General features: G+C 65.7%; 22 protein-coding genes and 1 tRNA gene. 7 read left to right on the top strand and 16 right to left on the bottom strand.

Going from position 1 to position 24,989, the window contains the following annotated elements; all coding sequences use genetic code 11:
- Positions 1-36: 36 nt before the first annotated feature.
- From DXK93_RS16370 to DXK93_RS16350, 5 genes are read right to left on the bottom strand one after another with little or no spacing between them, the layout of a single operon-like run.
- Positions 37-345, bottom strand: coding sequence for a small subunit of N,N-dimethylformamidase (locus tag DXK93_RS16370; RefSeq protein ID WP_119450606.1), 309 nt, complete (start codon positions 343-345; stop codon positions 37-39).
- Positions 346-371: 26 nt separating this feature from the next.
- Positions 372-1,163, bottom strand: coding sequence for an ABC transporter permease (locus DXK93_RS16365; protein WP_119450605.1), 792 nt, complete (start codon positions 1,161-1,163; stop codon positions 372-374).
- Position 1,164: 1 nt separating this feature from the next.
- Positions 1,165-2,001: an ABC transporter permease gene (locus DXK93_RS16360; protein ID WP_119450604.1), complete on the bottom strand. Its 837-nt coding sequence runs from the start codon at positions 1,999-2,001 to the stop codon at positions 1,165-1,167.
- Between the two features lie 16 nt (positions 2,002-2,017).
- A complete protein-coding gene (locus tag DXK93_RS16355) occupies positions 2,018-3,064 on the bottom strand; it encodes an extracellular solute-binding protein (protein WP_119450603.1) in 1,047 nt (348 codons plus the stop codon).
- A 28-nt stretch (positions 3,065-3,092) separates the two neighbouring features.
- Positions 3,093-4,172 carry an ABC transporter ATP-binding protein gene (locus DXK93_RS16350; protein ID WP_119450602.1) on the bottom strand — a complete coding sequence of 360 codons (1,080 nt, stop codon included), beginning with the start codon at positions 4,170-4,172 and terminating at the stop codon, positions 3,093-3,095.
- Positions 4,173-4,318: 146 nt separating this feature from the next.
- On the opposite strand from DXK93_RS16350, the gene DXK93_RS16345 reads away from it, so the two are divergent.
- Positions 4,319-5,113 (top strand): IclR family transcriptional regulator, encoded by a 795-nt coding sequence (locus DXK93_RS16345; protein WP_119450601.1) that lies wholly within the window; start codon positions 4,319-4,321, stop codon positions 5,111-5,113.
- A 24-nt stretch (positions 5,114-5,137) separates the two neighbouring features.
- Here the strand turns inward: DXK93_RS16345 and DXK93_RS16340 are convergent, their stop codons facing one another.
- From DXK93_RS16340 to DXK93_RS16330, 4 genes are all read right to left on the bottom strand, one after another.
- Entirely contained in the window at positions 5,138-8,584 is a 3,447-nt protein-coding gene (locus tag DXK93_RS16340) for an exodeoxyribonuclease V subunit beta (protein WP_119450600.1), read from the bottom strand.
- Between the two features lie 3 nt (positions 8,585-8,587).
- Complete coding sequence (locus DXK93_RS16335) at positions 8,588-11,251, bottom strand: PD-(D/E)XK nuclease family protein (RefSeq protein WP_119450668.1); 2,664 nt, start codon at positions 11,249-11,251, stop codon at positions 8,588-8,590.
- An 88-nt stretch (positions 11,252-11,339) separates the two neighbouring features.
- On the bottom strand, positions 11,340-11,504 hold the full coding sequence (locus tag DXK93_RS32145; RefSeq protein WP_166738338.1) for a hypothetical protein: 165 nt from the start codon (positions 11,502-11,504) through the stop codon (positions 11,340-11,342).
- 7 nt (positions 11,505-11,511) lie between these two features.
- Positions 11,512-12,711 (bottom strand): MFS transporter, encoded by a 1,200-nt coding sequence (locus DXK93_RS16330; RefSeq protein ID WP_119450599.1) that lies wholly within the window; start codon positions 12,709-12,711, stop codon positions 11,512-11,514.
- 308 nt (positions 12,712-13,019) lie between these two features.
- Here DXK93_RS16330 and DXK93_RS16325 point away from each other — a divergent pair.
- Both DXK93_RS16325 and pbpG read left to right on the top strand, forming a co-directional pair.
- Positions 13,020-13,094: transfer RNA gene (locus DXK93_RS16325), tRNA-Arg, on the top strand.
- Positions 13,095-13,466: 372 nt separating this feature from the next.
- Positions 13,467-14,666 (top strand): D-alanyl-D-alanine endopeptidase, encoded by a 1,200-nt coding sequence (gene pbpG / locus DXK93_RS16315; RefSeq protein WP_225588909.1) that lies wholly within the window; start codon positions 13,467-13,469, stop codon positions 14,664-14,666.
- A gap of 90 nt (positions 14,667-14,756) precedes the next feature.
- On the opposite strand, the gene DXK93_RS16310 is transcribed toward pbpG, so the two are convergent.
- Complete coding sequence (locus DXK93_RS16310; RefSeq protein ID WP_054451398.1) at positions 14,757-15,143, bottom strand: ribbon-helix-helix domain-containing protein; 387 nt, start codon at positions 15,141-15,143, stop codon at positions 14,757-14,759.
- Between the two features lie 224 nt (positions 15,144-15,367).
- On the opposite strand from DXK93_RS16310, the gene adhP reads away from it, so the two are divergent.
- Complete coding sequence (gene adhP, locus DXK93_RS16305; RefSeq protein WP_119450598.1) at positions 15,368-16,393, top strand: alcohol dehydrogenase AdhP; 1,026 nt, start codon at positions 15,368-15,370, stop codon at positions 16,391-16,393.
- Positions 16,394-16,462: 69 nt separating this feature from the next.
- Here the strand turns inward: adhP and DXK93_RS16300 are convergent, their stop codons facing one another.
- The 4 genes from DXK93_RS16300 to DXK93_RS16285 all read right to left on the bottom strand — a co-directional run bounded on the left by DXK93_RS16300 (position 16,463) and on the right by DXK93_RS16285 (position 19,612).
- Positions 16,463-17,041, bottom strand: a complete 579-nt coding sequence (locus DXK93_RS16300) for a DJ-1/PfpI family protein (RefSeq protein ID WP_119450597.1) — start codon at positions 17,039-17,041, stop codon at positions 16,463-16,465.
- 135 nt (positions 17,042-17,176) lie between these two features.
- On the bottom strand, positions 17,177-17,665 hold the full coding sequence (ybaK, locus tag DXK93_RS16295; RefSeq protein WP_054451406.1) for a Cys-tRNA(Pro) deacylase: 489 nt from the start codon (positions 17,663-17,665) through the stop codon (positions 17,177-17,179).
- A 41-nt stretch (positions 17,666-17,706) separates the two neighbouring features.
- A complete protein-coding gene (gene xerD, locus DXK93_RS16290; RefSeq protein ID WP_119450596.1) occupies positions 17,707-18,690 on the bottom strand; it encodes a site-specific tyrosine recombinase XerD in 984 nt (327 codons plus the stop codon).
- Positions 18,691-18,706: 16 nt separating this feature from the next.
- Entirely contained in the window at positions 18,707-19,612 is a 906-nt protein-coding gene (locus tag DXK93_RS16285; RefSeq protein WP_054452202.1) for a LysR substrate-binding domain-containing protein, read from the bottom strand.
- A gap of 185 nt (positions 19,613-19,797) precedes the next feature.
- On the opposite strand from DXK93_RS16285, the gene DXK93_RS16280 reads away from it, so the two are divergent.
- A complete protein-coding gene (locus DXK93_RS16280) occupies positions 19,798-21,480 on the top strand; it encodes a thiamine pyrophosphate-binding protein (protein ID WP_119450667.1) in 1,683 nt (560 codons plus the stop codon).
- A gap of 113 nt (positions 21,481-21,593) precedes the next feature.
- Positions 21,594-22,787 (top strand): acyl-CoA dehydrogenase, encoded by a 1,194-nt coding sequence (locus DXK93_RS16275; protein ID WP_054451413.1) that lies wholly within the window; start codon positions 21,594-21,596, stop codon positions 22,785-22,787.
- Between the two features lie 139 nt (positions 22,788-22,926).
- Here the strand turns inward: DXK93_RS16275 and DXK93_RS16270 are convergent, their stop codons facing one another.
- The gene (locus DXK93_RS16270) at positions 22,927-23,982 is read right to left on the bottom strand and encodes a nucleotidyl transferase AbiEii/AbiGii toxin family protein (RefSeq protein ID WP_119450595.1); all 1,056 of its coding nucleotides are present in this window, start codon (positions 23,980-23,982) and stop codon (positions 22,927-22,929) included.
- Entirely contained in the window at positions 23,951-24,370 is a 420-nt protein-coding gene (locus tag DXK93_RS16265) for a DUF6088 family protein (RefSeq protein WP_054451416.1), read from the bottom strand. The genes DXK93_RS16270 and DXK93_RS16265 overlap by 32 nt, the downstream gene beginning before the upstream one ends.
- A 194-nt stretch (positions 24,371-24,564) precedes the next feature.
- On the opposite strand from DXK93_RS16265, the gene DXK93_RS16260 reads away from it, so the two are divergent.
- The gene (locus DXK93_RS16260; RefSeq protein ID WP_054451417.1) at positions 24,565-24,918 is read left to right on the top strand and encodes a nuclear transport factor 2 family protein; all 354 of its coding nucleotides are present in this window, start codon (positions 24,565-24,567) and stop codon (positions 24,916-24,918) included.
- The last annotated feature ends 71 nt before the right edge of the window (positions 24,919-24,989 follow it).

Here is a 24,989-nt window from a genome sequence, read left to right as displayed (position 1 = left end):
GATTGGGTTCAGGCCACACGGCGTGGCGGCCGGCGTTCAGTCCAGGTCGGACGGCCAGGGATAAGGGGAATGAATGGCCCAGCGGATCTTCAGCAAAGCCCACTGCGCATCGGCCAACTTGGCGTAGCGCTGCGGCGCCAGCTCGACCGGATCGCCCCGCCCCTCGCCCAGCGTGCCAATGGCATATTCCGAATAGGGCTTGGTGCAGACGATGACCTGCTTGCCGGCCATGGGCTCCATCCGCAAGCGGTTGAGCAGGCGGTTCAGCTTCAACGGCCGGTTCTTGGTGGTGGTCGTCCTGAAGTGCTTGAGCAATTCCGCATCTTCGGGCTGGATCTCATACATATCGGGCTCCGGACATAAAAAGGGGTTCAGTGGTCGCGCTCCGGCGCGGCGAACATCTCCAGCCCGACCGTGCGCTCCAGCAGCAGCACCAGCGCAAGCGTGAAGACGATCAGGGACGTGGCGATGGCGGCGATCACCGGGCTGGCGCTTTCCTGTATCTGCGTGAGGATGCGCACGGGCAAGGTGTTGACATCGGGGGCGACCAGGAAAACGGTGATCGTCGCCTCGTCGAACGACACGATGAAGCAAAACAGGAACGCAGTGATCAAGCCGGGCTTGAGCATGGGCAGGGTTACAGTGCGCAGCACCTGCGCGGGCCGCGCACCCAGGCTCATGCTGGCTTCTCCCAGCGCGGGGTCCAGCTTGCGCAAGGAGTTCAGGATGGGGCGATAGGCGAACGGCAGCGTAATGATGCAATGCGCCAGCACGATGCCCAGGTACGAGCCGCTGACGCCCAGCAAGCCGAGCAGTCCCAGGAAGGCCACGCCCAGCGCCGCGTTGGGAAACACCAGCGGCAGCATGATCAGGGACTCCATCAGGCCGCTACCCCTGATGCGGCTGCGGTCCAGCACCAACGCGGCCAACAGGGCCGCCGAGGTGCTGATGAACGCCACCAGCAAGGCGATGCCGGCGCTGACGGCCAGCAGGCCCAGCCACTGCGCGTCGGTAAAGAATTCCAGGTACCAGCGCCACGACAGCGAGGCCAGAGGCAAGGTGAAATAACCCGTGGAGGTGAACGACGACACCGCCACCACCAGGATGGGCAAAGGCAGGAAGCCGAACAGCAGCACCAGCAGCAAGCGGTAGAGCCAGCGCATATCAAACTCCCATTCCGGACACGCGCGCGGCGACGCGGCGTTCAAGCCATTGCAGCGGGATGACCAGCGAGAACGCCGCGAACAGCAGGACGATCGCCATGCTGGCGGCCTTCGGGTAGTCGAAGACCTGCAACACGTCCTGGTAGATCTGCGTGGCCAGCATGCCGTCGCGCACGCCGCCCAGCAGCAGCGGCGTGACGATGGCGCCGGTGGACAGCAGGTAGACCAGCATGGCCCCGGTAATAACGCCCGGCAGACTCAGCGGCAAGGTGACGTGCATAAAGGTCTTCACCGGGCCAGCCGACAAGGTTTGCGACGCCTCGTCCAGCGCGCGGTCCAGGTGCAGCAGCACCGCCAACACCGAAACGATGAAGAATGGACAGAAGACATGCACCAGGCCGATTACGACGCCGGTCATGTTGAAGATCAACCGCATGGGCGTATCGATCAGACCGAGCGACAATAGCAGCGAGTTCAAGGTGCCCTTGGGGCCCAGGATCACCACCCAGCCGTAGGTGCGCACCACCACGCTGACCAGCCACGGCGTGATGACCAGCATCATCAGGAGATTCCGATTGCCCCGGTAGCGCGAGATGGCATAGGCGATGGGATAACCGACCAGCACGGAGAACAGCGTGACAACCAGCGCGATCCCTATCGTGCGCAACAGCACCGCGACGTAGTCGGCCCGAGCGAAGAAGCTGGCGAAGTTGCCCAAGCCGAAACCTTCCCCGGCGCGCAGCGATTCGACGACGAGATAGGCGATTCCCGTGACGAACATGAGGATCAGGATCGCTGGAGGAAGCAGCAGTATCAGCGGCGGCCGGGTCGATTTCATCGAGGCGGCTCCGGGCTTACCGGCCAGCGCCCGCCATGGCGCGCTCGACCAGCTCGATGCGCGACTTGCGGGATTCGGCGATGTAGTTCCAATCCGGCTGGTAGAGCTGGTCGCGCAGGGCTTTCAGCGGTTGTCCCAGTTCTTTTTCAGTGGCCGCAGACAACTTGGCCATGCTGTTCAGCGGCAGATAGCCGGCGATGTCGGCGATGCGCGACTGCCCTTCCGGCTGCGCCACGTAGTTCAGCCACTTCAGGTAGCTGGCGCGGCCCTGCGCCTTCTTGGGCACAACCACGATGTAGGGCAGGATCAGCGCGCCCTCCTTGGGGATGACCATCTCGATATTGGTCTGCCCGTCGCGCTTCATCTGCCAGACGCGGGTCGAGTAATAGGGAGCCGCCGTGACCTCGCCGCGCTGCAGCAGTTGGTTCATCTGCGCCATCGAGCTGTACATCGCCAGCGAGTTCTTGCCCAGCGCGGTCAGCAGGGCCAAACCCTTGGCGGTGTCGCGCTCATTGCCGCCTTCGGCCACCGACATGATGGTCAGGTCATAGGCCGAGCTGTAGACCGGGCGGGTAACGGATAGCTTGCCCGCCCATTTGGGATCGCCGAGCGCTTTCCACGACGAAAAATCGGAGGGTTTGGCCAGGTCCTTGTTGACCGCGATACCGTAGTAGGCGAAATAGGTGCTGACGCCGATCAGGCGCCCGCCGGGCGTCTTGAGCAGGTACTTCTCAGGCACGTTCTTCAGCGCCGGCACCTCGCTCATGTCGAAATCTTCGAGCAGACCGTCGCTGTACATCTGCGAGGCCTCGAAGAATGACGACAATGCCGCGTTGAATTTGGGTGCGTCCTTCTGCGCGCGCACCTGGGCCTCGGGCGTGGGCACTTCGACGATCTTCACGCCGATTCCGGTCTCTTTGGTGAAGGGCTCGGCGTAGGCCTCGCGCCACGCCGCACCGACGCCGCCGCCCCAGGTGGCCATGGTGATTTCCTGCGCGCCGGCTGCGCCGCAAACGGCCATGAACGCGGCGGTGGTCCAGTTGGCGAATCGATGGATGCTCATTGTGCGACTCCAGTAAGAGTGAACAGCGCTAGAGGGAAACGACCGAAATGCGGCTGTCGTCCCAGGTCAGTCCAACGGCTGCGCCCTGTTCGGGCAGGGGCAGTCCGTCCTGCGCAGGCCAGTCGGCGATCAAGGTGCGGGCGCCGGCCTGTAGCCAGACGCGGGTGTTCTGTCCGGCGTAGACGCGGCGTTCCACGCGGGCCTGCAGGCGCGCGCCGGCCATCGGCGTCAGCTTCAGGTGCTGGGGGCGCAGCGACACACCCACGGCACTGCCCGCGGCGAAACACGGCTCCGGCAGATCAAAGGCACAGCGGAGTTCGGCGCAGTCCACGCGCGCCGCGCCGGTCTGCACCACGCCTTCGAAGAAGTTCGTGTCGCCCACGAACTCCGCAACGAAGCGGGTCTGCGGCTTTTCGTAGATGGTGGCGGGATCGCTGACCTGGTCGATCAGACCGTTGCGGAACACGGCAACGCGGTCGGACATGGTCAGGGCTTCTTCCTGGTCGTGCGTCACGAAGATGAAAGTGGTGCCGAGCTTTTCCTGGATCAGCTTCAGCTCGGTCTGCATCTGGCGGCGGATTTTCATATCCAGGGCGCCGAGTGGCTCGTCCAGTAGCAGCACCCGCGGCTCCATGACGATGGCGCGCGCCAGCGCCACGCGCTGCTTCTGTCCGCCGGAGATTTGGCCGATGTAGCGCGCGCCATAACCCTCCAGGCCCACCATCGCCAGCGAGCGCTCCACCTTGCTGCGGATGGCGGCAGGCGTTTCGCGACGCATCCTCAGGCCGTAGCCGATGTTCTCCGCGACGGTGAGGTGCGGAAACAAGGCAAGGTTCTGGAAAACCATCCCGAGGGGACGGCGGTATGGCGGCGCGGACAGGATCGACAGCCCGTCGATCCGCACCTCGCCGGAGGTGGGTGTTTCGAAGCCGGCGATGATCCGGATGAGCGTGGTCTTGCCGCAGCCGCTCGGGCCCAGCAGCGTCAGAAACTCGCCTTCGCGCACATCGAGGCTGACGCCCTTCAATGCCGCCGACGCGCCAAACGTCTTGCTGACGTTCTGGACCTGGAGGATCGGCGTCCCCGCTGTTTTCTGACCCTGCCCCATGCTCACACACTCCGGCAAAACAGATGAATGAGCGCAGAATATTGGAACGAATATGCTTTGGGCAATAGTAAAATCCCGCATGAAGATTTAATATTACCGCTAGGCGATAATTAACACCCAAAATTCGGGAAAACGAGGAGCCCAAAATGCTGGAACAGGCCGAACTGGAAGTCGACGATGGCATGTTCAATCACTCGTTCGCGAGAGGGCTGAAAGTGCTGTTCGCGTTCCGCGGCGCGCAAAGCGCAATGTCCTTGTCGGAAGTGGCGCAAGCCGTGGGCACCAGCGTCAGCACGGCCCAGCGCACCGTGTACACGCTGGAAAAACTGGGCCTCATCAGCAAATCGCCCAAGACGCGCAAGTTCAGCCCCACGCTGCGAGTGCTGGAACTCGGCTACAACTACATCGCGGCCGACCCGCTGGTCGAAGCCGCCAATCCATTTCTGGCCGAACTGTCCAACATCACCGGGGAAACAGTCAACCTGACCGAACCCCTGGACCACGAAATGGTCTACGTGTCCCGGGTCGTGGCAGCGAAGTTCATTCCCATCCACATGCCCATCGGCAGCCGCATCCCGATGTACTGCACGGCCAGCGGCCGCGCCTACCTGGGAGCGCTGCCGGAAGACGCCGCCCAGGCCATACTCGATGCATCGCCGCTGCAGCGCCATACGCAATGGACCGAGACCGATCCAACCAGGTTGATGGAGATCGTCCGCCAAGCGCGGCGCGAAGGCATCGCGTACAACAAGGAAGAGCTGTTCCTGGGCGACATGACGATTGCCGCGCCCATCATGGGCCAGCGCGGCACGCCCGTTGCCGCCGTGCACATAGTGGCGCCAACCAGCCGCTGGACCCTTGAAGAGGCGCTGGCGCGACTGGGTCCGCTAGTGTTCGACTGCGCCCGCGGCATCAACAATTCGGTGCGCTCGTTTACCTGACGGCCACCGGGCCGGCGGCCCGCGCTACAACAGGTCGATCCAGGCGCGGGCCCGCGGAAAGTAGAGGGCGGCGCGCGCTGCGCGGCCGTCCAGCGCCGTGACCTGCGCGCAATAGCGCAACAGTTGGTCGCCGTGGCGTTGGCGCATGCGACCGGCGAAGGCGGTGGGGGTTTCGCCGGGGTGCGGGCGGCCGGTTTTGTAGTCGACGATGAGCCAGCCGTCTTCGGTGCTGAGGGCCAGGTCGATGACGGACACCTTGCCGGCGGCGTCGATCAGGGGCCATTCGCGGCGGGCGCCGGATTGGGACAAAAGCCACAGGCCGCGTTCGTCGGCCAGGGTGGCTTGCAGGGTTTCGAGCACGGCCTCGGAGGCGGCGTCGGCCTGGCTGGCGGGGATGCCGGCGCGCGTGAGTTGACGGCGCATGGCGGGCAGGCGTTCGGCCAGCGCGTCGGCGGACCAGGCCTGAACGCCGTCCTGGCCGATGCGCGCCAGCCAGGCATGCGACAAGGTGCCGATGGCGGCGTCGTAGCCGGCCTCCAGTTGCCAGGCGGGATGTTCGCCGCCATCGCCCCAGGCGCCGCGCGCTGCGGCGCCAAAGCCGGGGCTGACCGCCACGTCCGCCACGCGCGCCAATTGCGCCAGGCCCGCGCGGTCCACGCGCCGCAAGGGTTCGCCCTGCCACTCGGGACCGTCGGCTTCCTGCACCACCGTTTCGCCATCCAGCGACGGCGGTGTCGGTGTGGCCAGGCAGGGCCACAAGCGGCCCAGCAGGCTGGCGGAGGACGGCGTCTTGACCTGACCGCTGGCTTCGTCCACCGACACGTGGCCCACGAGGTGCAGGCGCTTGCGCGCCCGCGTCGCTGCCACATACAGCAGGCGATCGATTTCGTAGGATGCGCGGCGCGCCTCGCGCGCGCCCAGGTAGCGCGACAGGGGGTCGGCCTCGGTTTCGGCGCGCGGCTTTACCGGACCGAACAGCACGCGGCCGCCGCTCTGCTCAAAGCGCACGAGCGGCGCCTGATCGCCGCGCGGCGCGCGGTGCAGGCCGTACAGGATGACGGTTTCGAACTGCAGTCCCTTGGACTTGTGCATGGTCATGATTTCGACCGCGCCCGTGTCTTCGTCCGCCGCGTCCGGCGCGGCGAACAAGCGCGCGATGCCGGCGTCCAGGGCCGCGACGTCGATGGCGCCGTGCGGCGCCAGGCGTTCGACCAGCTGGAACAGGCTTTCCGCGTCGTTGGCGACAGACAGTCCGGCGTACAACGCCGGGCCGCCCAGGCGGCGCCACAGCGACTCCACCCACGCCGCGAAAGGCATGGCGCCCGAGGCGTTGCGCTTGTCGAGCAGGATGCCCGCCACCTGACGTAAGCGCTCGAACTCGTCGGCGCCGAGCACGCTTTGCGCCGATGGCGTGTCCGGCGCTGCGGGCGCCGCGTCGAACAATGACCCCTGAGGCGCGCTGGTGGCGGATGAAGGTACGGTCTGCGGCGCGATGCGCAGGGCGCGCTCCAGCAGCACCGGCACCGGCGTGATGTGGTCGTCGCCGAATAAGCGCTGCAGGGATGTCAGCGTCAAGCCGCAGTACGGCGCGCGCAGCACCGACAGCCAGGCCAGACGGTCGCCTGCATGCGACAACGCCCGCACCAGTTGCACCAGGTCTGCCACCACCGGCCGCAGAGCCAGCGGCACCAGGTCCACCGCGCGGCAGCGTATGCCTTCCTGCGCCAGGCGGCGGGTCAGGTTGCCCAGATGGCTGCGTGCCCGCACCAGCACGGCGACGGGATGCTTGGCCCCCTTGTGGTCGATCAGCGCCTGGCGTACCAGGTCCACCGCAATGTCTTCAGCCTGCGCTTCCGCGGGGGCCGCGCCCTCGCGCGACCAGGCCGGGTGAAAGCGCACAGCGGGTTCCGGCAGCGCTTCATGGAAAGCGGTGGACGGGCTGTAGGCGATGGCTCCCGCCGCCGCATCGCTGCGCCGGGGCAGCAACTGCGCAAACGACTGGTTGACCCATTCGACGATGCCCGCTTGCGAGCGGAAGTTGTCGGTAAGGTTGAGAAAATCCGGCTGCAGTTCGCCTACGCCGATGTCGGCGACTTCCAGGAACAGGCCCACTTCCGCCTTGCGGAAACGGTAGATGGACTGCATCGGGTCGCCCACCAGGAACAGACTGCGGCCGTCGCCCTGCTGCCAGCCCGAGGTCAGCGTGCGCAGCAGGTCCAGCTGGGTCTGGCTGGTGTCCTGGAATTCGTCGATGAGCAGATGGCGGATCGAGGCGTCCAGCTTCAGCAGCAGTTCGCCCGGATCGTCGGCGCTGCCCAGCGCGGCCGCGGCGCGCTGCGAGATTTCGATGAAATCCACCTCGCCCGTGTCGGCGAAGCGCAGCCGCAACTGCGCCACCGCCAGCGCCAGCGTCATCAGCTGCGCGCCCAGCACCTCCCATTGCGCATCGGTGAAATGTGGCGCGGGCACGTCGCGCACCGCATGCAGGCGGCGCACCCAGACTGCATCCGGGTCGGCGGCTTCCAGCCACGCCACGAACGGGTCCTTGTGCGCGCACTTGGCAGGAAAGCCCAGGTTCTTGTTGACGGTCTTGCGCAAGGTGCCGGTGCCCGTCAGCAGCAGATGCGCCACGGCTTGCCAGAGCTCCAGCGCTTCGGCGTCAGGCGGAGGCTCTTCTGTCCAGTCCAGCAAGGCCAGCAGCTTGTTTTCGGTCTCTCCATCCTGCAGATTGGCGGCAGCCAGCCGCGCCGGGCCGCATAGCGCTTCGGCCCAGCCATAGGGCATGGCCTCGCTGAGCGCGTCCAGGTCTTCGCCGATGGCCTCGGCCAGCATGGCTTCCATGCCCTCGCGGTCGGAGCCGTGGCGCAGCAGTGGCAGCCACTGGTCACGTTGACCCAGCATGTCGGCGATGGCCTCCTTGGCGGCCTGCACGTCCACGTCCAGATGCTTGAGGAGGATGCGCACGGCCTCGTAGTCGTCGGCAAGGTCCAGGGTGGCGCGCGCCGCCGCCTCGTAGTGGGTGCGCGCATCATCCGTGATCTCGGGCATGCCGCCCAGCTCCGACAACCAAGGCATGCTGCGCACCAGGCCCGCGCAGAAGGAGTCGATGGTGCGGATGGCCAGGCGCGCGGGATGGTCCAGCAGATGCCAGCCCTGCTCGTCGTTGCGTGCCAATGCGGCGCGCGCGAGTTCCCAGCTGCGGCGCTCGTGCATGGCTTCGGGCGGGGCATCCAGTCCGCGGCGCAGCTTGCTCAGCACGCGCGCGTGCATCTCCGACGCGGCCTTGCGCGTGAAGGTGATGGCGACGATTTCCTCCGGACGGTTCACAGTGGCCAGCAGCGCCAGGATGCGGTCCGTCAGCAGCTCGGTCTTGCCCGAGCCGGCGGGCGCCTGCACCAGAAACGAACGGGTCGGATCCAGCGCGTCGGCGCGCGCCATATGGTCATGCGGCAAGCGTTCTTGTTCAGCCATGGCTCATGCGTCCTCGTCGTCCAGATGCAAACGCAGGAACGGCAATGCATCGCAGTATTTCAGGTCGTCGCGGCGATACGCGACGTTGGCCGCGTAGCCCGCGGCGTACTCGTCGGCCAGCGCTTCGATGGCACTGCGCCAGCGCTGCCGGATCTCCGGCCAGGACAGCCCGTCGAAGTACTTGCTGTCGCTGGCCAGCGTAACGCCGGGCACGCCCAGGTCCTCGTCGGCCAGGCCTTGTGCGGCGACCTGCCGCGCATGGATCTGTGCCAGCACCAGGCCCGCCACTTCGCCGCCCGCGGCGTCCGCCAGCACCGAGGCATAGAACGGCAACTGGACGTTCACGGGGCGACTGCGCGACCAGTCGGGTTCGGGCTTGGCCGCCGCCACGCCGGTCTTGTAATCGACGATGACATTGCGGCCATCGCCGAGGGTATCGATGCGGTCCAGCCGCAGCTTCAGGTTGAGCGCGCCGCGCTGCCATTGATGGTTCTTTTCCACCTGCGCCACCGCGAAGGGCAGGCGCTGCGCTTCCATATCCAGCCAGGACGCCAGCACGGCCTGGGCGCGCTGGCATTCCAGCGTGCGCAAGGCGGGCGCGTAGTCTTTCAGTTCCTCGTCCGCGGCTTGCGCCACCGCCTGCTCCAGCAAGGCAGGCAGGCGGCCCGTGGCCATGACTTCGTGTAGCGCGTCCTGGTCGGGCATCATGCCCCACACCAGTTCCAGCGCCTTGTGCAAAAACTGGCCGCGCACGTTGACCGTGGCCGCATCCGCATAGGGCGCCATTTCGCGGCCGCCCAGGCGATGCCGCACGAAGGCCCACAGCGGATTGCGCGCCTGCGTGTCCAGCACGTCCAGGCCGCCGCCGCCACGATTGCCGGCCGCCAGAGCGGGCCCTTGCGCGTCGTCCAGCGATTCCTGCGGCAAGGCCGGCAACGCTTGCGCCGCCGCGGGCGTCCAGTCCGTCAGCGCTGCCGCCGCGATCAGCGGCGACGGACGCAGCTCGCGTTCGCCGTCCATGTGCGCGTGGCTGACGATGATCTCGGGCGCGCAGCGACACAATGCCGCGTACATGCCTTCGGCCCATTCGCGTTCGCGCTCGGGCGTGGCGCGCGGCGCCTTGGCCTGGCGCAACACTGCCAGCGGCAACAGCGGATTGGGCTTGGGCGAGGCCGGCAACACGTCATCGGTCAGGCCCAACACCCAGACGCCGTCCCAATAGCCGCCCTCGGCTTCCAGCAAACCCAGCACGTCCAGGCGCGCCTGCGGATCGCGTTGCGGCTGGAACGAGGCGGAACGCGCCACGCTTTCCAGCAGGTTCACGGCGGCCACGCCGCCCAGGCGCCCGGCGGCCGGCGCCAGCGCCGAAAAACTGCCCAGCGCATCGCCCAAGGCGCCCATCACCTGATAGCCGACGCTGTCCAGCACGCCTTCGCCGGGAAAGCCCAGCGCCATCAGCGCGGCCTTCATGCGCAACATCCACACGTCGCAAGTGGCCTGGCGGCCGCCCTGCGTCCAGATTTCCATGGCCTGATTCCAGGCCTGCGCCAACGCTGGCAAGTCCGCCAGCAGCTTGCGCCAATCCTGCGGGCCGACATGCAGTTGCGCCTGGCGCCGCCAGCGCGCGTCGATCGAGGCCAGCCGCGCGCGGTCGCGCACGTCGCCCGCGCAATGCCCGCCCAACAGGGCCGCGCCCAGCACCTCCACGCCACAGCCCTTGCCCGGCGCGCATTCGGCCAGGGCGCGCAACCAAGCGAGCGCGGCGCGCGCCATCGGCCATTCGTTCAACGGCCGCCCCACCGCCACGTTGAAGGCGTACGCGGCTTCGCCGCCACGCCCGGCCAGGGCCTGGCTCAGCACCCGCCGCGCGAACGGCGATTCCGCCTCCAGTTGGGGCGAGACGATGGCGTAGCGGCCATGGGGATGCATTTTCAAGCGCTCGGCCGCCCAGGCCGCGGCAGCGCGCCATTCCGCGCCTTGATCGGCGGCCTCGAACCTGCGCGCCGGCGTTTCAATGCGCTGCGCGTCGCGCCACTGCGCAACGGCCGCGCCCTGCTCTTCAAACGCCTGCAGCAGCCGGCGAAAGCGCGGCGACATGTCCGTGAATCCGGCCAGCACAAGTTGGCGCGGCACGGGCAGGCGTCCGTCCTCCAGCGCCCGCAGTACGCGCGCATAGCCCTGGTTGGCATCCTCGGCATCGATGCCGGCCAGCGCCTGGCGGTAGCGAACCCGCCATTTCGCGAAGCCGCGGTATTCGTCGGTATCCGCGCCCGAAGGCACGTGCAGTTGCCATTCGTCCATCAGCAGGTCTGCATCCATCGACAAGCGCGCGGCCTGGCTCGCATCCAACAGCACGCGCTCGGCTTCTTCAGCGCGGATCGCCTCGGTCCACACCAGTTGCGTGGCGAAACTGTCCAGCCGATAGGCAGGCACATCGCCATCCGTCTCGAACGCGAGTTCATTGGCGGCATCGGCCAGCCAGGCGGATAGCGGCAATATGCGCGGCAATTCGCTGACCTGGCGCTCCTGGCGCAGCAGGCCCGCCAGCTCCAGCGTAAGCCGGCGCGATAGGCGGTTGTTCACCGTCAGCACCAGCGTGTCGGCGGCAGGCATGCCGCCGATGTCCGGCAGCGATAGATCGGGATAGGAGGGCGATGAGTCCTGCATGGGCATCCGTAGCGCCCGCCCGCAGGCGGCGCGCGATGAGGGGAGAAATACCGCCGTAGGATACCGCGAGGCCGAGCGGAAAAAACGCCTAGAAGCCGCAGAGCGCGGCCAGGTTTTCCCAGTGGATCTGCATTTCCGGCGTGGTGTAGCCCCAGAAAGCCAGGCCCAGGACGGCAACCAGGGCCAGCGCGCCAATCGCGCGCCAGCCGCGATGGCGGCGGGCGGCGGGCGCGGAACGATTGGCAGGGTTCATGAACGTCTCAGGCCGCGGCCGGCTGGGCAACCGGCTGTTCGCGCACCGGCAGGCACAACAGCGCCGCGATGACGGCCAGGGCCACGCCCAGCCACCAGACGGCGTCGTAATTGCCGGTCTTGGCATAGGCATATCCGCCCAGCCATACGCCGATGAAACTGCCCAGCTGGTGCCCCAGGAAGACGATGCCCGACAGCGTGGCCGCATAGCGCAGGCCGTAGATCTGGCCGATCAGGCCTTGCGTGAGCGGCACGGTCCCCAGCCAGAACAAACCCATCCACGCGGCGAAGGCGTACAGCACCCATGGCGACAACGGCATCCAGAGCAGCAGCAGAATGCCGAAGGCGCGCATGCCGTACACCACGGCGAGGAGCCGTTTCTTGCTGTACTTGCCGCCCAGCTTGCCGGCATAGAACGAGCCCAGCACGTTGAACAGGCCGATCAGCGCAATGGCGGTCGCGCCCTGCCCCGCGCTCAGGCCGCCGTCCGTGACATAGGCGGGCAAGTGCAGCGTGATGAAGGCGGTGTGGAAGCCGCAGACGAAGTAGCTCCAGAACAGGAAATGGAACGAGGGGTGGCGTACCGCCTGCTTGACCGCCGAGGCCAGCGATTGCTGCGGCCCGGTGTGGGCCTGCGGACGTCCGCGCAGGAAATACGCCAGGGGCGCGCCGCAAGCGACGAACAGCGACAGCACCCACAATGCGCCCGTCCAGTCCAGGCCGCTGATCAGCACCTGTCCCGTGGGCACCACGGCAAACTGACCGAGCGAGCCGCCAGCGCTGGCGATGCCCATCGCCGTGCTGCGGTAGGCGGGCGGAACCGCGCGGGCCACCACGGGCAGGATCACCGGAAAGGTCGTGCCGGCCTGGCCCAATCCGACCAGCACGCCGGCCGTCAGATAGAGCGTGGCTTCATCCGTGGCGAAGCGCGTGCCTATCATGCCCAGCATGTACAGCAGCGCGCCCAGCGCGATGGTGCGGCCCGAACCGTAGCGGTCGGCCATGATGCCCATGAAGATACAGGCCACGCCCCACACCAGGTTCTGCAAAGCGAAGGCCATGGAGAACACTTCGCGTCCCCAGCCTTGCGCCAGCCCCATCGGCTGCATGAAGAGCCCGAAGGTGGCGCGCACCCCCATCGCGAGCAGCACCACCAGCGTACCCACGATCAGGGTACGGATGAAATTCGTATCGGTTTGGTTAGACATGAAACCCGTTTTTCGTTGTTTTGTTCGTCGCCCCCTCCACGGGACGGTCCGGCGCGCAGCGCGGGACCCGGTCATCATATACAAATAGCCTCCGCGCTCCGGCAATAGCCACGTTGGGCGTCGGGTCCAGCGAGCCGGTTGCAGGGCAACGGATTTGGGGCTTGCGCCGCCTGCTGATAGACTTGCGTCCTGCGCCGAAACCCGTGCCCCCAGTGATAAACTCAGGGCCGACAGAATCGTAGCGATATCAAGGCCTTAGCAAGCAAGCGCGGTCACTCGACCGACGCTGCCGCCTGATCAGCAATAGTCTCGCCGTAGTTAAATGGATATAACCGGCCCCTCCTAAGGGTCAATTGGTGGTTCGATTCCACCCGGCGAGGCCATCTCTGTCGTCGGTTCCGACGCCCCCTTCCCTGCATCCCCTACGCGCCCGAAGCCCTGCGCTTTTGTGAGCGCGGTTTGCCTGCTCCGGCATGGACAAAAACCTCGCGCGTTCAGCCGGATGAGGGTTAATCCGGGCTACGCTCACGCGCGGCCTGCCGTTAGCTTCTCGCACTTGTCTTGTGACGAATTGAAGCTGCGTCAATACGTCACTATTATTTTTTTGGACGATGATAGCGAATCGCCTTGCGCGCAACTTGAAATTGCTGTTTAAATTCGACGCGTAAGCCTCTAATTCATCTGGACTTTTTCTGGCCCGACGAAACGCCGGCTTAAGAAACATTTACTGACAGACTGACAAGCCAGCTCAAACCATGGCATTTCCCTGGAAACGTGCGATTGCGAACGCGATAGCGCCTGTGGCGCTGGCGGTGTGCGCGCTCCTGCCCCCCGCCGCCCAAGCCGCGAAGAATACGGACCCTTGCAAGACCAACGCCAAGTCGTCGGCCTGCAAGGCGCAACAAGCAAAGAAGGCTCCGGCCCCCAAAGCCAGCTCCGGCAAGAGCGCCTCCGGCAAACAAGCCGCCTCCTCCGCCAAGAAAGCTCCCCCCAAATCCTCCTCCGGCAAGAAAGCCGCCGCCCCCAAAGGCGGCAAGCAGGTCGCAGCCAAGGGCACGCCGCCCAAGAAGGGCGCGGCCGCCGGCAAGAACGGCAAGCCAAACAAGCCGTCGCGCGCGCAACGGGCCGCCGCTGCCGCCGCAGTCGGTTCGGCCGCCATGCCGCCGCCCGCCTCCTCGGTGCGCGCCGAAGCCGCCGCCCTGCGTTCCAGCACCGCCTACGTGCAGGATCTGGAAACGTCCACGGTCATCTTCGCCAAGAACGAAAACGTAGTGCGCCCCATCGCTTCGATCTCGAAGCTGATGACGGCCGTCGTCGTGGTCGACGCCAACCTGCCCATGGACGAAATGCTGGAGATCACCGACGAAGACGTCGACGGCCTCAAGCACACCACCTCCCGTCTGCGCGTGGGCACCAAGCTGTCGCGCGGCGACATGCTGCACCTGGCTCTGATGTCGTCCGAGAACCGCGCAGCCAACGCGCTGGGCCGCCACTATCCGGGCGGCCTGCCGGCTTTCGTGGCCGCCATGAACGCCAAGGCGCAGGCGCTGGGCATGACCAGCACCCGCTTCATCGAACCCACCGGCCTGTCCAGCGACAACGTCTCGTCGCCGCACGATCTGGCCCGACTGCTGCGCGCGGCCTCCCAGCGCCCGCTGATCCACCGCTACTCCACCGATACCGAGTACGACGTCGAGGTCAACAACCGCACGCAGACCTTCCGCAACACCAACCTGCTGGTGCGCAAGCCCGACTGGGACATCAAGGTGTCCAAGACCGGCTACATCAACGAAGCCGGCGAATGCCTGGTCATGCTGGCCCGCATCAACGGCCGCGATCTGGCCATCGTGCTGCTGGATTCGCAAGGCAAACTCTCACGCATCGGCGATGCGGTGCGCATCCGCCGCATCGTGCAGAACGAAGTGGCGATGGCGTCGATCCAGTCTGGCGGCTGAACGCCTGCTGCGCTGCCTCCACATGAACAAAGGGCCCGAGAATTCGGGCCCTTTGCTTTTTGCCGTGGCGGCGGCGCCAGTGTTGACGGATTAGGCAGCCTTGCGTTTCGGGCGCAGAGGCTGGGCGTCGTACAGCGTGGGCGGCAAGCCTTCCAGCACGGCCTGCGGGTTGAGCGAACGGATCGGCACGGCCGCATCCAACGGAATGCGGCCCTCCGCCTGCAACAGTTGGTAGCGCAGGCAGCATACGCGCAGGAACGACGTGAAATTGGCGGCCTCGCCGCGATACTCGATCAGTTCGTCGTACAAACGTTCGATCAGCTGCGTCACGCGCATGCCGTCCCGGCCGGCGATTTCTTCCAATACCTGCCAGAACAACTGTTCCAGCCTCAGGCTGGTAGCCACGCCATGCAGCCGCAGCGAACGGGTTTCGGGCGCGTAGGACTGTTCGCTGGCGCGGATGAAAATTTCACACATGGGAGCTCCTGGAACTCGGGACTGGGCGCGAGGCCTGGGCCGGGAGGCCTACGGCTGACTGTACGCCGTTTGCCGCGGCCCGGGCAAGGGCGCGGCGGCCGGCCTCTTTCTGCAACCACACGTTTCCGGCATCGGCGGGCAGCCCGCTCGGTTGATATAAATCATGGTCGGGAAAGCGTCCACGTTCGAGCATAAGGAATCTTGATCAGACTTCGGAGGCAGTGATGGATAAAACCATGAAAGCAGCGGTTGCACGAGCATTCGGCAAGCCCCTGGCAATCGAAGAAGTCGCGGTGCCGCGCCCGGGTCCGGGCGAATTGCTGGTAAAGATTGAAGCCTGCGGGGTCTGCCACACCGACCTGCACGCGGTCGAAGGCGACTGGCCCGTCAAGCCCAACCCGCCCTTCATTCCCGGTCACGAGGGCGTCGGCCATGTGGTCGCGGTGGGCGCGGGCGTGGCCCATGTGAAGGAAGGCGACCGCGTCGGCATACCCTGGCTGTATTCCGCCTGCGGGCATTGCGAGCATTGCCTGGGCGGCTGGGAAACGCTGTGCGAAACACAGAAGAACGCCGGTTACTCCGTGAACGGCGGCTTCGCCGAATACGCGCTGGCTGACGCCAACTACGTGGGCCTGCTGCCCAAGAACGTCGGTTTCGTCGAGGTCGCGCCCGTGCTGTGCGCCGGCGTGACCGTCTACAAGGGCCTGAAGATGACGGACACCCGTCCGGGCAACTGGGTGGTGATCTCGGGCATTGGCGGATTGGGCCACATGGCGGTGCAGTACGCCAAGGCCATGGGCCTGAACGTGGCCGCGGTGGACATCGACGACGCCAAGCTGGACTTCGCCCGCCGCCTGGGCGCCGAGGTCACGGTCAACGCCAAGACCATCGACCCGGCCGCCTACCTCAAGCGCGAGATCGGCGGCGCGCACGGCGCGCTGATCACGGCGGTATCGCCCAAGGCCTTCGAGCAGGCGCTGGGCATGGTGCGCCGCGGCGGGACCGTGGCGCTCAACGGCCTGCCGCCGGGCGACTTCCCGCTGTCGATCTTCGACATGGTGCTCAACGGCGTCACCGTGCGCGGCTCCATCGTGGGTTCGCGCCTGGACCTGCAGGAATCGCTGCAGTTCGCCGAAGAGGGGAAGGTGCACGCCACCGTCGCCACCGAAAGCCTGGAGAACATCAACGACGTGTTCGACCGCATGCGGCGCGGCCAGATCGAAGGCCGCATCGTGCTCGATTTCGCCTGATTTCCAAGCCGTAAAGGAAAAGCGCCAGGGCCGCATGTTTGCGGCCCTGGCGCTTTGTGGCGGTGAAGATCAGGGCGTGATCTTCGTGCCCAACACCGCCAGGAATTGCGACATCCAGGCCGGATGCGCGGGCCAGGCCGGCGCCGTCACCAGATTGCCGTCGGTGTAGGCCTGGTCGATGCCGATCTCGGCATAGGTGCCGCCTGCCAGGCGCACTTCCGGTGCGCACGCCGGATAGGCAGAGCAGGTGCGGCCCTTCAGGATGCCGGCCGCGGCCAGCAGTTGCGCGCCGTGGCAGACCGCCGCGATGGGCTTGCCCTCCTTGTCGAAGGCGCGCACGATGTCCAGCACCTTTTCGTTCAGGCGCAGATACTCCGGCGCGCGGCCGCCCGGAATCACCAGGCCGTCGTAGGACGACGGCTCGACGCGATCGAAGTCATAGTTCAGCGCGAAATTGTGGCCGCGCTTTTCGGTGTAGGTCTGTGCGCCTTCGAAGTCATGGATCGCAGTCGCGATGGTGTCGCCCGCCTTCTTGTCCGGGCATACCGCATGCACCGTGTGCCCCACCGTCAGCAGGGTCTGGTACGGCACCATGGTCTCGTAGTCCTCGGCGTAGTCGCCGACCAGCATCAACAGTCGCTTGCTCATGTTTGTCTCCTAGGGATGGCGGAAAGCCGGTTCAGCGCCCGTGGCCGGGCTCCGGTTCTTGATCTACGCCCCTATTGTGACGCCGCCATCGGCTTGGGTGGTGGTATGGGAATACCACGCCCACGCCAGCCCGCCCTATTCCAGCGCGACGGTTACGCCCTTGGCGCCCAGCAGCGTGACCAGTACCTTGGGGTCTATGCCGATCAGATACCCGCGCCGCCCGCCGTTGATGTAGACCACCGGGTAGTCCAGCACTTCGGCCTCGACCCACACCGGCATCTTCTTGCGCGTGCCGAAGGGCGAGGTGCCACCCACCTGATAGCCCGAATGGCGCTGCGCGACCTCGGGTTTGCAGGGCTCGACGCGCTTGAGCCCGGCCTGGCGCGCCAGGTTCTTGGTGGAAACTTCGCGGTCGCCGTGCATGACCACGATGAGGGGTTTGGCGGATTCGTCCTCCATCACCAGGGTCTTCACCACCGCATGCGGATCCAGGCCCAACTGGCGCGCGGCTTCGCCGGCGCCGCCATGGTCGATGTAGTCATAGGTATGTTCCGTGTACGTCACCTTGTTCTGCTTGAGGAACTGGGTGGCGGGCGTTTCGGAAACGTGGCGGGCTTTGCTCATGGTTATGCGTGAAAGAAGAATTTCGAAGCGGCGCGCGCCGGCTAGCCGCGGGGATGGTGGGTCGCGTGCAGCGCCTTCAGGCGTTCGCGCGCGACGTGCGTGTAGATCTGCGTAGTGGAAATGTCGGCATGCCCCAGCAGCATCTGCACCACGCGCAGGTCGGCGCCGTGGTTCAGCAGGTGCGTGGCGAAGGCGTGCCGCAGCACGTGGGGCGACAGCGGCGCGCGCACGTCCGCCAGCAAGGCGTACTTCTTCACCAGTTGCCAGAACGCCTGGCGCGACATCGCTTCGGCCCGGCCGGTGATGAAGAGCGCATCGCTCACGCGCCCGGCCGCCAGCTCTGGCCGCGCGGACTTCAGGTAGCGGTCGATCCAATGCGCGGCCTCGGCGCCCAACGGCACCAGTCGGTCCTTGCCGCCCTTGCCCAGCACCACCCGCACCACGCCTTCGTTCAGGCTCACGTCCAGCGTGCGCATGCCCACCAGCTCGGACACGCGCAAGCCCGTGGCATACAGCGTTTCCAGCATCGCGCGGTCGCGCAGGCCACGGGCCTGCTCCAGGTCGGGCGCGCGCAGCAAGGCATCCACCTGCTGCTCGGACAGCGTCTTGGGCATGCGCGGCGGCTGCTTGGCCGCGATCAGCGTCAGGCAGGGATCGCGTTCGGCGCGGTGCTCGCGCAAGGCCCAGGCGTAGAAGCGGCGCAGCGCGGCCAGCCTGCGGTTGGCGGTGGTGGCGCGGGTTTCCTCGTGGCGGAAGGCGAACCAGGCTTCGATGTCAGCCTTGCCGGCATCGCGCAAGGGCTTGGCGGGTCCAGCAGGCAGCGCGTGGGCCTGTGCCGCATCGCCATGGCGGTCGGCCATTTCGCGCGCATAGGCTTCGGGGTCTTCCAGCCAACGGGCAAAGCCCGTCAGGTCGCGCCGGTAGGCAGCCAGGGTGTTGGCCGACAGGCCGTCTTCCAGCCAGACGGCGTCGATGAAGGCGTCGATATCGGCCTGGGATTCAAGCGGGGGGCGGGTCGCGGGCATGCCAGGATTCTACGGCTCAGCGTCCGCCCACGCCCGCGGCGGCGGACTTCAGCCAGCTCTCGAAGAGCTTGAGCGCCTCGGAGCGTTCGCTGCGCTGCGGATAGCCGAAGTAGTAGCCCTGGCTGACCGACAGCGATTGCGGCACGGGCATCGCCAGCGTGCCCTGGTCCAGCGCGGGCTGGGCCAGGAAGCGCGGCATCAGCCCGACGCCCAGGCCGGCCTGCACCGCCGCCATCACCATGGTGAAGAGTTCGTAGCGCGGGCCGCCGGCGGCGTGCGGACCATAAAGATGGCTATTGGCCGCGTACCACTGGCGCCAGGCGTCGGGCCGTGACGCCAGGTGCAAATGGGTCATGCCGGACAAGGCGCTGGCGCCCGGCTCCGGCGTGCGTGCCGCCAGCTCCGGCGCGCACACGGGCACCAGTTCGCGCTCGGGGAACAGCAGCACGCCCTGGGTGCCTGGCCACAATCCGTCCCCGTGATACAGCGCTCCGTCGAAGGGCTGGTCCTTGAACTGGAATGGCAACGTGCGCACGGACAGGCTGACCGTGATGTCGCCATGCTCGCGCTGGAAATCCGCCAGGCGCGGGATCAGCCAGGTCGTCGCCAGGGTGGGCACCACGGCGATATGGATGCTGCGGCCCATGCCGGTGCGGCTGACCAGGCCGAAGGTGTCTTTTTCGATCTGGTCCAGATGGTGGCGGATGCGGCCGGCGTACTCGGCCCCATGGTCGGTCAGCACGATGCGCCGGCGTACCCGGGTGAACAGCTGCACGCCCAGGCGCGCCTCCAGGCTGGCCACCTGGCGATAGACGGCGCTGTGCGTCAGGGACAGTTCCTCGGCCGCGCGGGAAAAGCTGCCCAGACGGGCTGACGCTTCAAACGCCTGCAGGGCGCTCAGGTTGGGAATGCCGTTTCTCATATCGAGGGAACCGCCAGGTGCCGGCGGGCGTCCCCGCCGCTCGGCCGCGCGGATCTTGCCGCGGCGCAGCATGGCAGGTCGTGCCGGTGGGTCAATAGATTGTGCAATTTTATCAATTGCATTGTGCGATCAAGGAACATTATGCTCGGATGTCCTAACCTCGGCTCATCATGACTACCACCCCCATGTCCCAGCAAGAATCCCGCCTTGGCGGTCACATCCTGGTCGACCAGCTGGTTGCGCAGGGCGTCAAACATGTTTTCTGCGTCCCCGGCGAAAGCTATCTGGCAGTGCTGGACGGCCTGCACGATGCGGACATCAAGGTCACGGTGTGCCGCCAGGAAGGCGGCGCGGCCATGATGGCCGACGCCCACGGCAAGCTGACCGGCGAACCCGGCATCTGCATGGTGACCCGTGGCCCGGGCGCGTCCAACGCGCTGGCCGGCGTGCACATCGCCAAGCAGGACTCCACCCCCCTGATCCTGTTCGTCGGCCAGATCGAGCGCGGCATGCGCGAACGTGAAGCCTTCCAGGAAATGGATTACCGCGCCGTGTTCGGCACGCAAGCCAAGTGGGTCACCGAGATCGACCAGGTCGAACGCATTCCCGAACTGGTGTCGCGCGCCTTCCACATTGCCACCTCGGGCCGTCCCGGCCCGGTCGTGATCGCGCTGCCCGAGGACATGCTGGTCGAAGCCGCCAAGGTCGCCGACGCGCCGCGTTACGAAATCATTGATTCCGCCCCCACGGCCGGCCAACTGGCCGACCTGGAAAAGCTGCTGGCCGAAGCCAAGAATCCGGTCGCCATCCTGGGCGGCACGCGCTGGGACGCCCGCGCGGTGCAGCAGTTCGCCGATTTTGCGCAGCGCCATGCGCTGCCCACGGCCGTGTCTTTCCGCCGCCAGATGCTGTTCCCGGCCGACCACCCCTGCTTCATCGGCGACGTGGGCCTGGGCATCAATCCCGCGCTGCTCAAGCGCGTCGCCGACGCGGACCTGATCCTGCTGGTGGGCGGCCGCATGTCGGAAAACCCCAGCCAGGCCTACACGCTGCTGGACATACCGGTACCCAAGCAGAAGCTGGTGCACGTGCATCCCGATACCGCCGAGCTGGGCCGCGTCTACCGCCCCACCCTGGCCATCAATACCTCGCCCGCCGCCTTCGCGCAGGCGCTGGCCGGCCTGAAGGCGCCGGCTCAGCCCGCCTGGGCCGCCGGCACGCAGGCCATGCGCGAGTCGTACCAGAAATGGAGCGACCCCAGCGCCATCACGACGCCTGGCGCGCTGCAGATGGGCCAGGTCATGGCCTACCTGGAAAAGACGTTGCCGGCAGACGCCATCATGACCAACGGCGCCGGCAACTACGCCACCTGGCTGCACCGCTTCCATCGTTTCACCCGCTACGGCACGCAGCTGGCGCCGACGTCGGGCTCCATGGGCTACGGCCTGCCCGCCGCCGTGGGCGCCAAGCGCGTGTCGCCGGACAAGACCGTGGTCTGCTTCGCCGGCGACGGCTGCTTCCTGATGCACGGCCAGGAATTCGCGACCGCGGTGCAGTACGACCTGCCCATCGTCGTGGTGCTGGTGGACAACGGCATGTACGGCACGATCCGCATGCACCAGGAAAAGCACTACCCCGGCCGCATTTCCGCGACCGAGCTGAAGAATCCGGATTTCGCCGACTACGCGCGCGCCTTTGGCGGCCACGGCGAACGCGTCGAAACCACCGAGCAGTTCGGCCCGGCCTTCGAACGCGCCCTGGCCAGCGGCAAGCCGGCCATCCTGCACTGCTTCATCGATCCGGAAACCATCACCCCGGGCACGACCCTGGAAAAAATCCGCGACGCAGCGCTCAAGGCGCAGCACTGAAGGCGGGACGGAACGGCGCCGCCGCGCGCCCGCCGTTCCATTCGCCGCTTGCCGCCTGAATTATTTTAGGTTTAAACTTTCTAGCATTCCGAAATCCATAGCGGAGACCCAGCATGTCCTCGAATCCTTCCTTTCACTGGCAAGACCCCCTGTTGCTGGACCAGCAACTGACCGAAGAAGAACGCATGGTGCGTGACGCAGCCTACGCCTATGCGCAGGACAAGCTCGCCCCGCGCGTTCTGAACGCGTTCCGCAACGAACAGACCGACCCGGCCATCTTCTCCGAAATGGGCGAACTGGGCCTGCTGGGCGCCACCATCCCCGTCGAATACGGCGGCGCCGGCCTGAACTACGTCAGCTACGGCCTGATCGCCCGCGAAGTCGAACGCATCGACTCCGGCTACCGCTCCATGATGAGCGTGCAGTCGTCCCTGGTGATGGTGCCCATCAACGAATTCGGCAGCGAAGCGCAAAAGCAGAAGTACCTGCCCAAGCTGGCTCGCGGCGAATGGATCGGCTGCTTCGGCCTGACCGAACCCAACCACGGCTCCGATCCCGGCGGCATGGAAACCCGCGCCGTCAAGACGTCCGACGGCTACAAGATTTCCGGCAACAAGATGTGGATCACCAACTCCCCCATCGCCGATGTCTTCGTGGTGTGGGCCAAGTGCGTCGGCGGCGACTTCGACGGCAAGATCCGCGGCTTCATCCTGGAAAAGGGCATGAAGGGCCTGTCGGCCCCGGCCATCCACGGCAAGGTCGGCCTGCGCGCCTCGATCACCGGCGAAATCGTCATGGACGAAGTGGAAGTGTCCGCCGACCAGATGATGCCCGGCGTGTCCGGCCTGAAGGGTCCGTTCACCTGCCTGAACTCCGCCCGCTACGGCATCGCCTGGGGCGCCGTCGGCGCCGCTGAAGCCTGCTGGCACACCGCCCGCCAGTACACGCTGGACCGCAAGCAATTCGGCCGCCCCCTGGCCGCCAACCAGCTGATCCAGAAGAAGCTGGCCGACATGCAGACCGAAATCACGCTGGCCCTGCAAGGCTGCCTGCGCCTGGGCCGCATGAAGGACGAAGGCACTGCCGCCGTCGAAATCACCTCCATCATGAAGCGCAACTCCTGCGGCAAGGCACTGGACATCGCCCGCCTGGCGCGCGACATGCTCGGCGGCAACGGCATCTCCGACGAGTTCGGCGTGGCCCGCCACCTGGTGAACCTGGAAGTGGTCAACACCTACGAAGGCACCCACGACGTGCACGCCCTGATCCTGGGCCGCGCGCAGACCGGCATCCAGGCGTTCTATTGATCGCTTGTTCGGTTCCGACAAAACCGCCCTACGGGGCGGTTTTTTTTTGCGCGACTCAACACAGGGCGGCGCCTGCTGCCCGTGGACAGCGAGCGCCGCGCCCGCCTTCCTGATACCGGTGCCGTTGAAAAGTCGTTAGTCAGACGGGGGGACTCAGCAACTGTTCTGCAGCACGCGCAAAGACCGCATAGCAGGTCTCGAATTCCGGCTTCCGCGCAGCGTAGAGCAGTGGCTTCAGACGTTGCTCGAAGTTCGTCTTCAATCCTTCATGAACGGCAGCAGACGCCAATGTGCGCCTCAGCACCGAGTATGCGTCTTGATCAAACCCAGGATGCTGGCCGCGGAATTCCTCTACCTCTTTTCGGACCAGTTCCGCAAAGATCTGACGGGCTACAGCCAAGGCATCGGGCCGGATTTCTGCAATACGCCAGACGTCATAGACATGGCGCACCAAGGCGGCGTCGTACTCCCCGCGCTGATGCCCATCCCAGTTCCAAGCGCAGCGCCGCAGCAGTGACAACACCTTCTCCGCGAGCGTCTCCGCGACCGTGATGCATGCCATCGAAAAACGCAGGGGCGCTACGCGCGGAACAAGGCCGTCGAACATGTAGCCCATGTCGCGCATTTCAGCCGCCAACACGGTAGAACGATGTATCAGCTCAAGCTTGAGCTCGGGACGCAGCGCACCAGATACGTCCTGAAAATGCGCCGCATATGAAATCGAAAGACAGTAGTAACGACGGCTGTCCCGCGCAACGGGGTTATCCTCATCGTCACGGGTCACAAGTTGGAAGCCGATATCCGTGAGAAGCCGCTCCACCTGCCGATGCAGATTGCCTAGCCGAGCCCGGTCTGTGTGACCGTCTTGCAGCACATAGCCTTCCGGCACATTGTCCAGCACAACCTTGATGTCTATGTCCTCGGACATCCGCTCAACCAGACCATGCGCTTTCGAAAGGCAGGTCCCGCCGGCGAAGACCAAGCGCGTAGCCACGGGGATGGACGCCGGCCTGGGATCCCCCTTCTTGCGGCCTTTCTGATGCGCAATGTGCGTGACCTCGATCTGGGCCAGAATTCGTAGCACATCAGTGATGTGCAGGTCTTTCTCAACGACGGCAGGCGGCAAGGCGCCCAGCAGGCCTGCCGTGGCGGCGTCTTCAATATCAGACTTCTGTTCGTCTGAGATCCTTTTCATACGTCAGCGTGCTGCTCCCTACAGTCACTTTTCGAGTGATGCGCCGGCGTCCCGTACTGACAGTCGCCCCCATGGGAATCTGGGTCGATTTGCCGCAGTTGTATTCGGCTACGAACGCGCTCGGTTTCACAGAGATCTTGAGCTTGCGAAAAAGCTCCGCAGCAATCATTTCCAGCGTTCCTGCAGCGGTCGGCTTGCCCGTGAACTGGTTGACGCGGGTCTTGGCAAAAGCCCCTTTGCTGATGCGTACAAGCATCCCGTCATCGACGAAGCGGGCCAAGACTCGCCCGACCTGTGAGTCGCTCGCCATATCAGCAAAGTCCGAGCGCAAAACGACAACCCCTGCGCGCTGCTTGATCGAGCGACTCATGCGGTCTTCCAGCTTCATACTTTACCTCCGACGGAGCATTGAATTCCATAAGGTCACTGTACTTTATAACTGGCAATTCTTCTAGTAATTACAGCATATTACGTAGCAATATCCATGCATTAATGCGCAGTTTTTGCTAATCCGAGACGGCTGTGGCCGCGCCACCCAAATTTCGTTTACAACGTAAGTCCCCCCAAAAAAAGGAAGCACACATGACTCCGCGGCAACTGGTCGAAGAATGGGTCCTACGGTTCAATGCCGCCGATGCCGCTGGCCTGGCGGAGCTTTACGATGAAGCGGCGGTGAACCATCAGGTCACCCAGGAGCCCATCGTCGGACGCGAGGCCATACGCGCGATGTTTGAACGGGAGTTCGCCCAGGCCGACATGACCTGCATCGTGGAGACGATCCATGAAGCCGGCGAGGTTGCTGCCCTGGAATGGCGCGATCCCCTGGGACTGCGCGGCTGCGGATTCTTTACGGTGCGCGGCGGCAGGATCGTGTTCCAGCGGGGTTACTGGGACAAGCTGTCCTTCTTGAAGATGCACGGCCTGCCCATCCAGTAATTGCCGCCAGGCCGCTCTCGTCCCCGCAACAACCCGCGCATTGCCGAAAGCCCGTATAGGCGAGCCCTTGC

Origin of the sequence: Achromobacter sp. K91 (genome assembly GCF_003576205.1) — a bacterium.
Classification (GTDB): Bacteria; Pseudomonadota; Gammaproteobacteria; order Burkholderiales; family Burkholderiaceae_B; genus Achromobacter; species Achromobacter aegrifaciens.
The sequence above is the reverse complement of the archived record's forward strand: the minus strand, read 5'-3'. Positions and strand labels throughout refer to the sequence as shown.

Bases quoted from the DNA above. Each gene is read 5' to 3' on its own strand.
- DXK93_RS16370 (WP_119450606.1), bottom strand. From the start codon at position 345: ATGTATGAGATCCAGCCCGAAGATGCGGAATTGCTCAAGCACTTCAGG.
- DXK93_RS16365 (WP_119450605.1), bottom strand. From the start codon at position 1,163: ATGCGCTGGCTCTACCGCTTGCTGCTGGTGCTGCTGTTCGGCTTCCTG.
- DXK93_RS16360 (WP_119450604.1), bottom strand. From the start codon at position 2,001: ATGAAATCGACCCGGCCGCCGCTGATACTGCTGCTTCCTCCAGCGATC.
- DXK93_RS16355 (WP_119450603.1), bottom strand. From the start codon at position 3,064: ATGAGCATCCATCGATTCGCCAACTGGACCACCGCCGCGTTCATGGCC.
- DXK93_RS16350 (WP_119450602.1), bottom strand. From the start codon at position 4,172: ATGGGGCAGGGTCAGAAAACAGCGGGGACGCCGATCCTCCAGGTCCAG.
- DXK93_RS16345 (WP_119450601.1), top strand. From the start codon at position 4,319: ATGCTGGAACAGGCCGAACTGGAAGTCGACGATGGCATGTTCAATCAC.
- DXK93_RS16340 (WP_119450600.1), bottom strand. From the start codon at position 8,584: ATGGCTGAACAAGAACGCTTGCCGCATGACCATATGGCGCGCGCCGAC.
- DXK93_RS16335 (WP_119450668.1), bottom strand. From the start codon at position 11,251: ATGCAGGACTCATCGCCCTCCTATCCCGATCTATCGCTGCCGGACATC.
- DXK93_RS32145 (WP_166738338.1), bottom strand. From the start codon at position 11,504: ATGAACCCTGCCAATCGTTCCGCGCCCGCCGCCCGCCGCCATCGCGGC.
- DXK93_RS16330 (WP_119450599.1), bottom strand. From the start codon at position 12,711: ATGTCTAACCAAACCGATACGAATTTCATCCGTACCCTGATCGTGGGT.
- pbpG (WP_225588909.1), top strand. From the start codon at position 13,467: ATGGCATTTCCCTGGAAACGTGCGATTGCGAACGCGATAGCGCCTGTG.
- DXK93_RS16310 (WP_054451398.1), bottom strand. From the start codon at position 15,143: ATGTGTGAAATTTTCATCCGCGCCAGCGAACAGTCCTACGCGCCCGAA.
- adhP (WP_119450598.1), top strand. From the start codon at position 15,368: ATGGATAAAACCATGAAAGCAGCGGTTGCACGAGCATTCGGCAAGCCC.
- DXK93_RS16300 (WP_119450597.1), bottom strand. From the start codon at position 17,041: ATGAGCAAGCGACTGTTGATGCTGGTCGGCGACTACGCCGAGGACTAC.
- ybaK (WP_054451406.1), bottom strand. From the start codon at position 17,665: ATGAGCAAAGCCCGCCACGTTTCCGAAACGCCCGCCACCCAGTTCCTC.
- xerD (WP_119450596.1), bottom strand. From the start codon at position 18,690: ATGCCCGCGACCCGCCCCCCGCTTGAATCCCAGGCCGATATCGACGCC.
- DXK93_RS16285 (WP_054452202.1), bottom strand. From the start codon at position 19,612: ATGAGAAACGGCATTCCCAACCTGAGCGCCCTGCAGGCGTTTGAAGCG.
- DXK93_RS16280 (WP_119450667.1), top strand. From the start codon at position 19,798: ATGTCCCAGCAAGAATCCCGCCTTGGCGGTCACATCCTGGTCGACCAG.
- DXK93_RS16275 (WP_054451413.1), top strand. From the start codon at position 21,594: ATGTCCTCGAATCCTTCCTTTCACTGGCAAGACCCCCTGTTGCTGGAC.
- DXK93_RS16270 (WP_119450595.1), bottom strand. From the start codon at position 23,982: ATGAAAAGGATCTCAGACGAACAGAAGTCTGATATTGAAGACGCCGCC.
- DXK93_RS16265 (WP_054451416.1), bottom strand. From the start codon at position 24,370: ATGAAGCTGGAAGACCGCATGAGTCGCTCGATCAAGCAGCGCGCAGGG.
- DXK93_RS16260 (WP_054451417.1), top strand. From the start codon at position 24,565: ATGACTCCGCGGCAACTGGTCGAAGAATGGGTCCTACGGTTCAATGCC.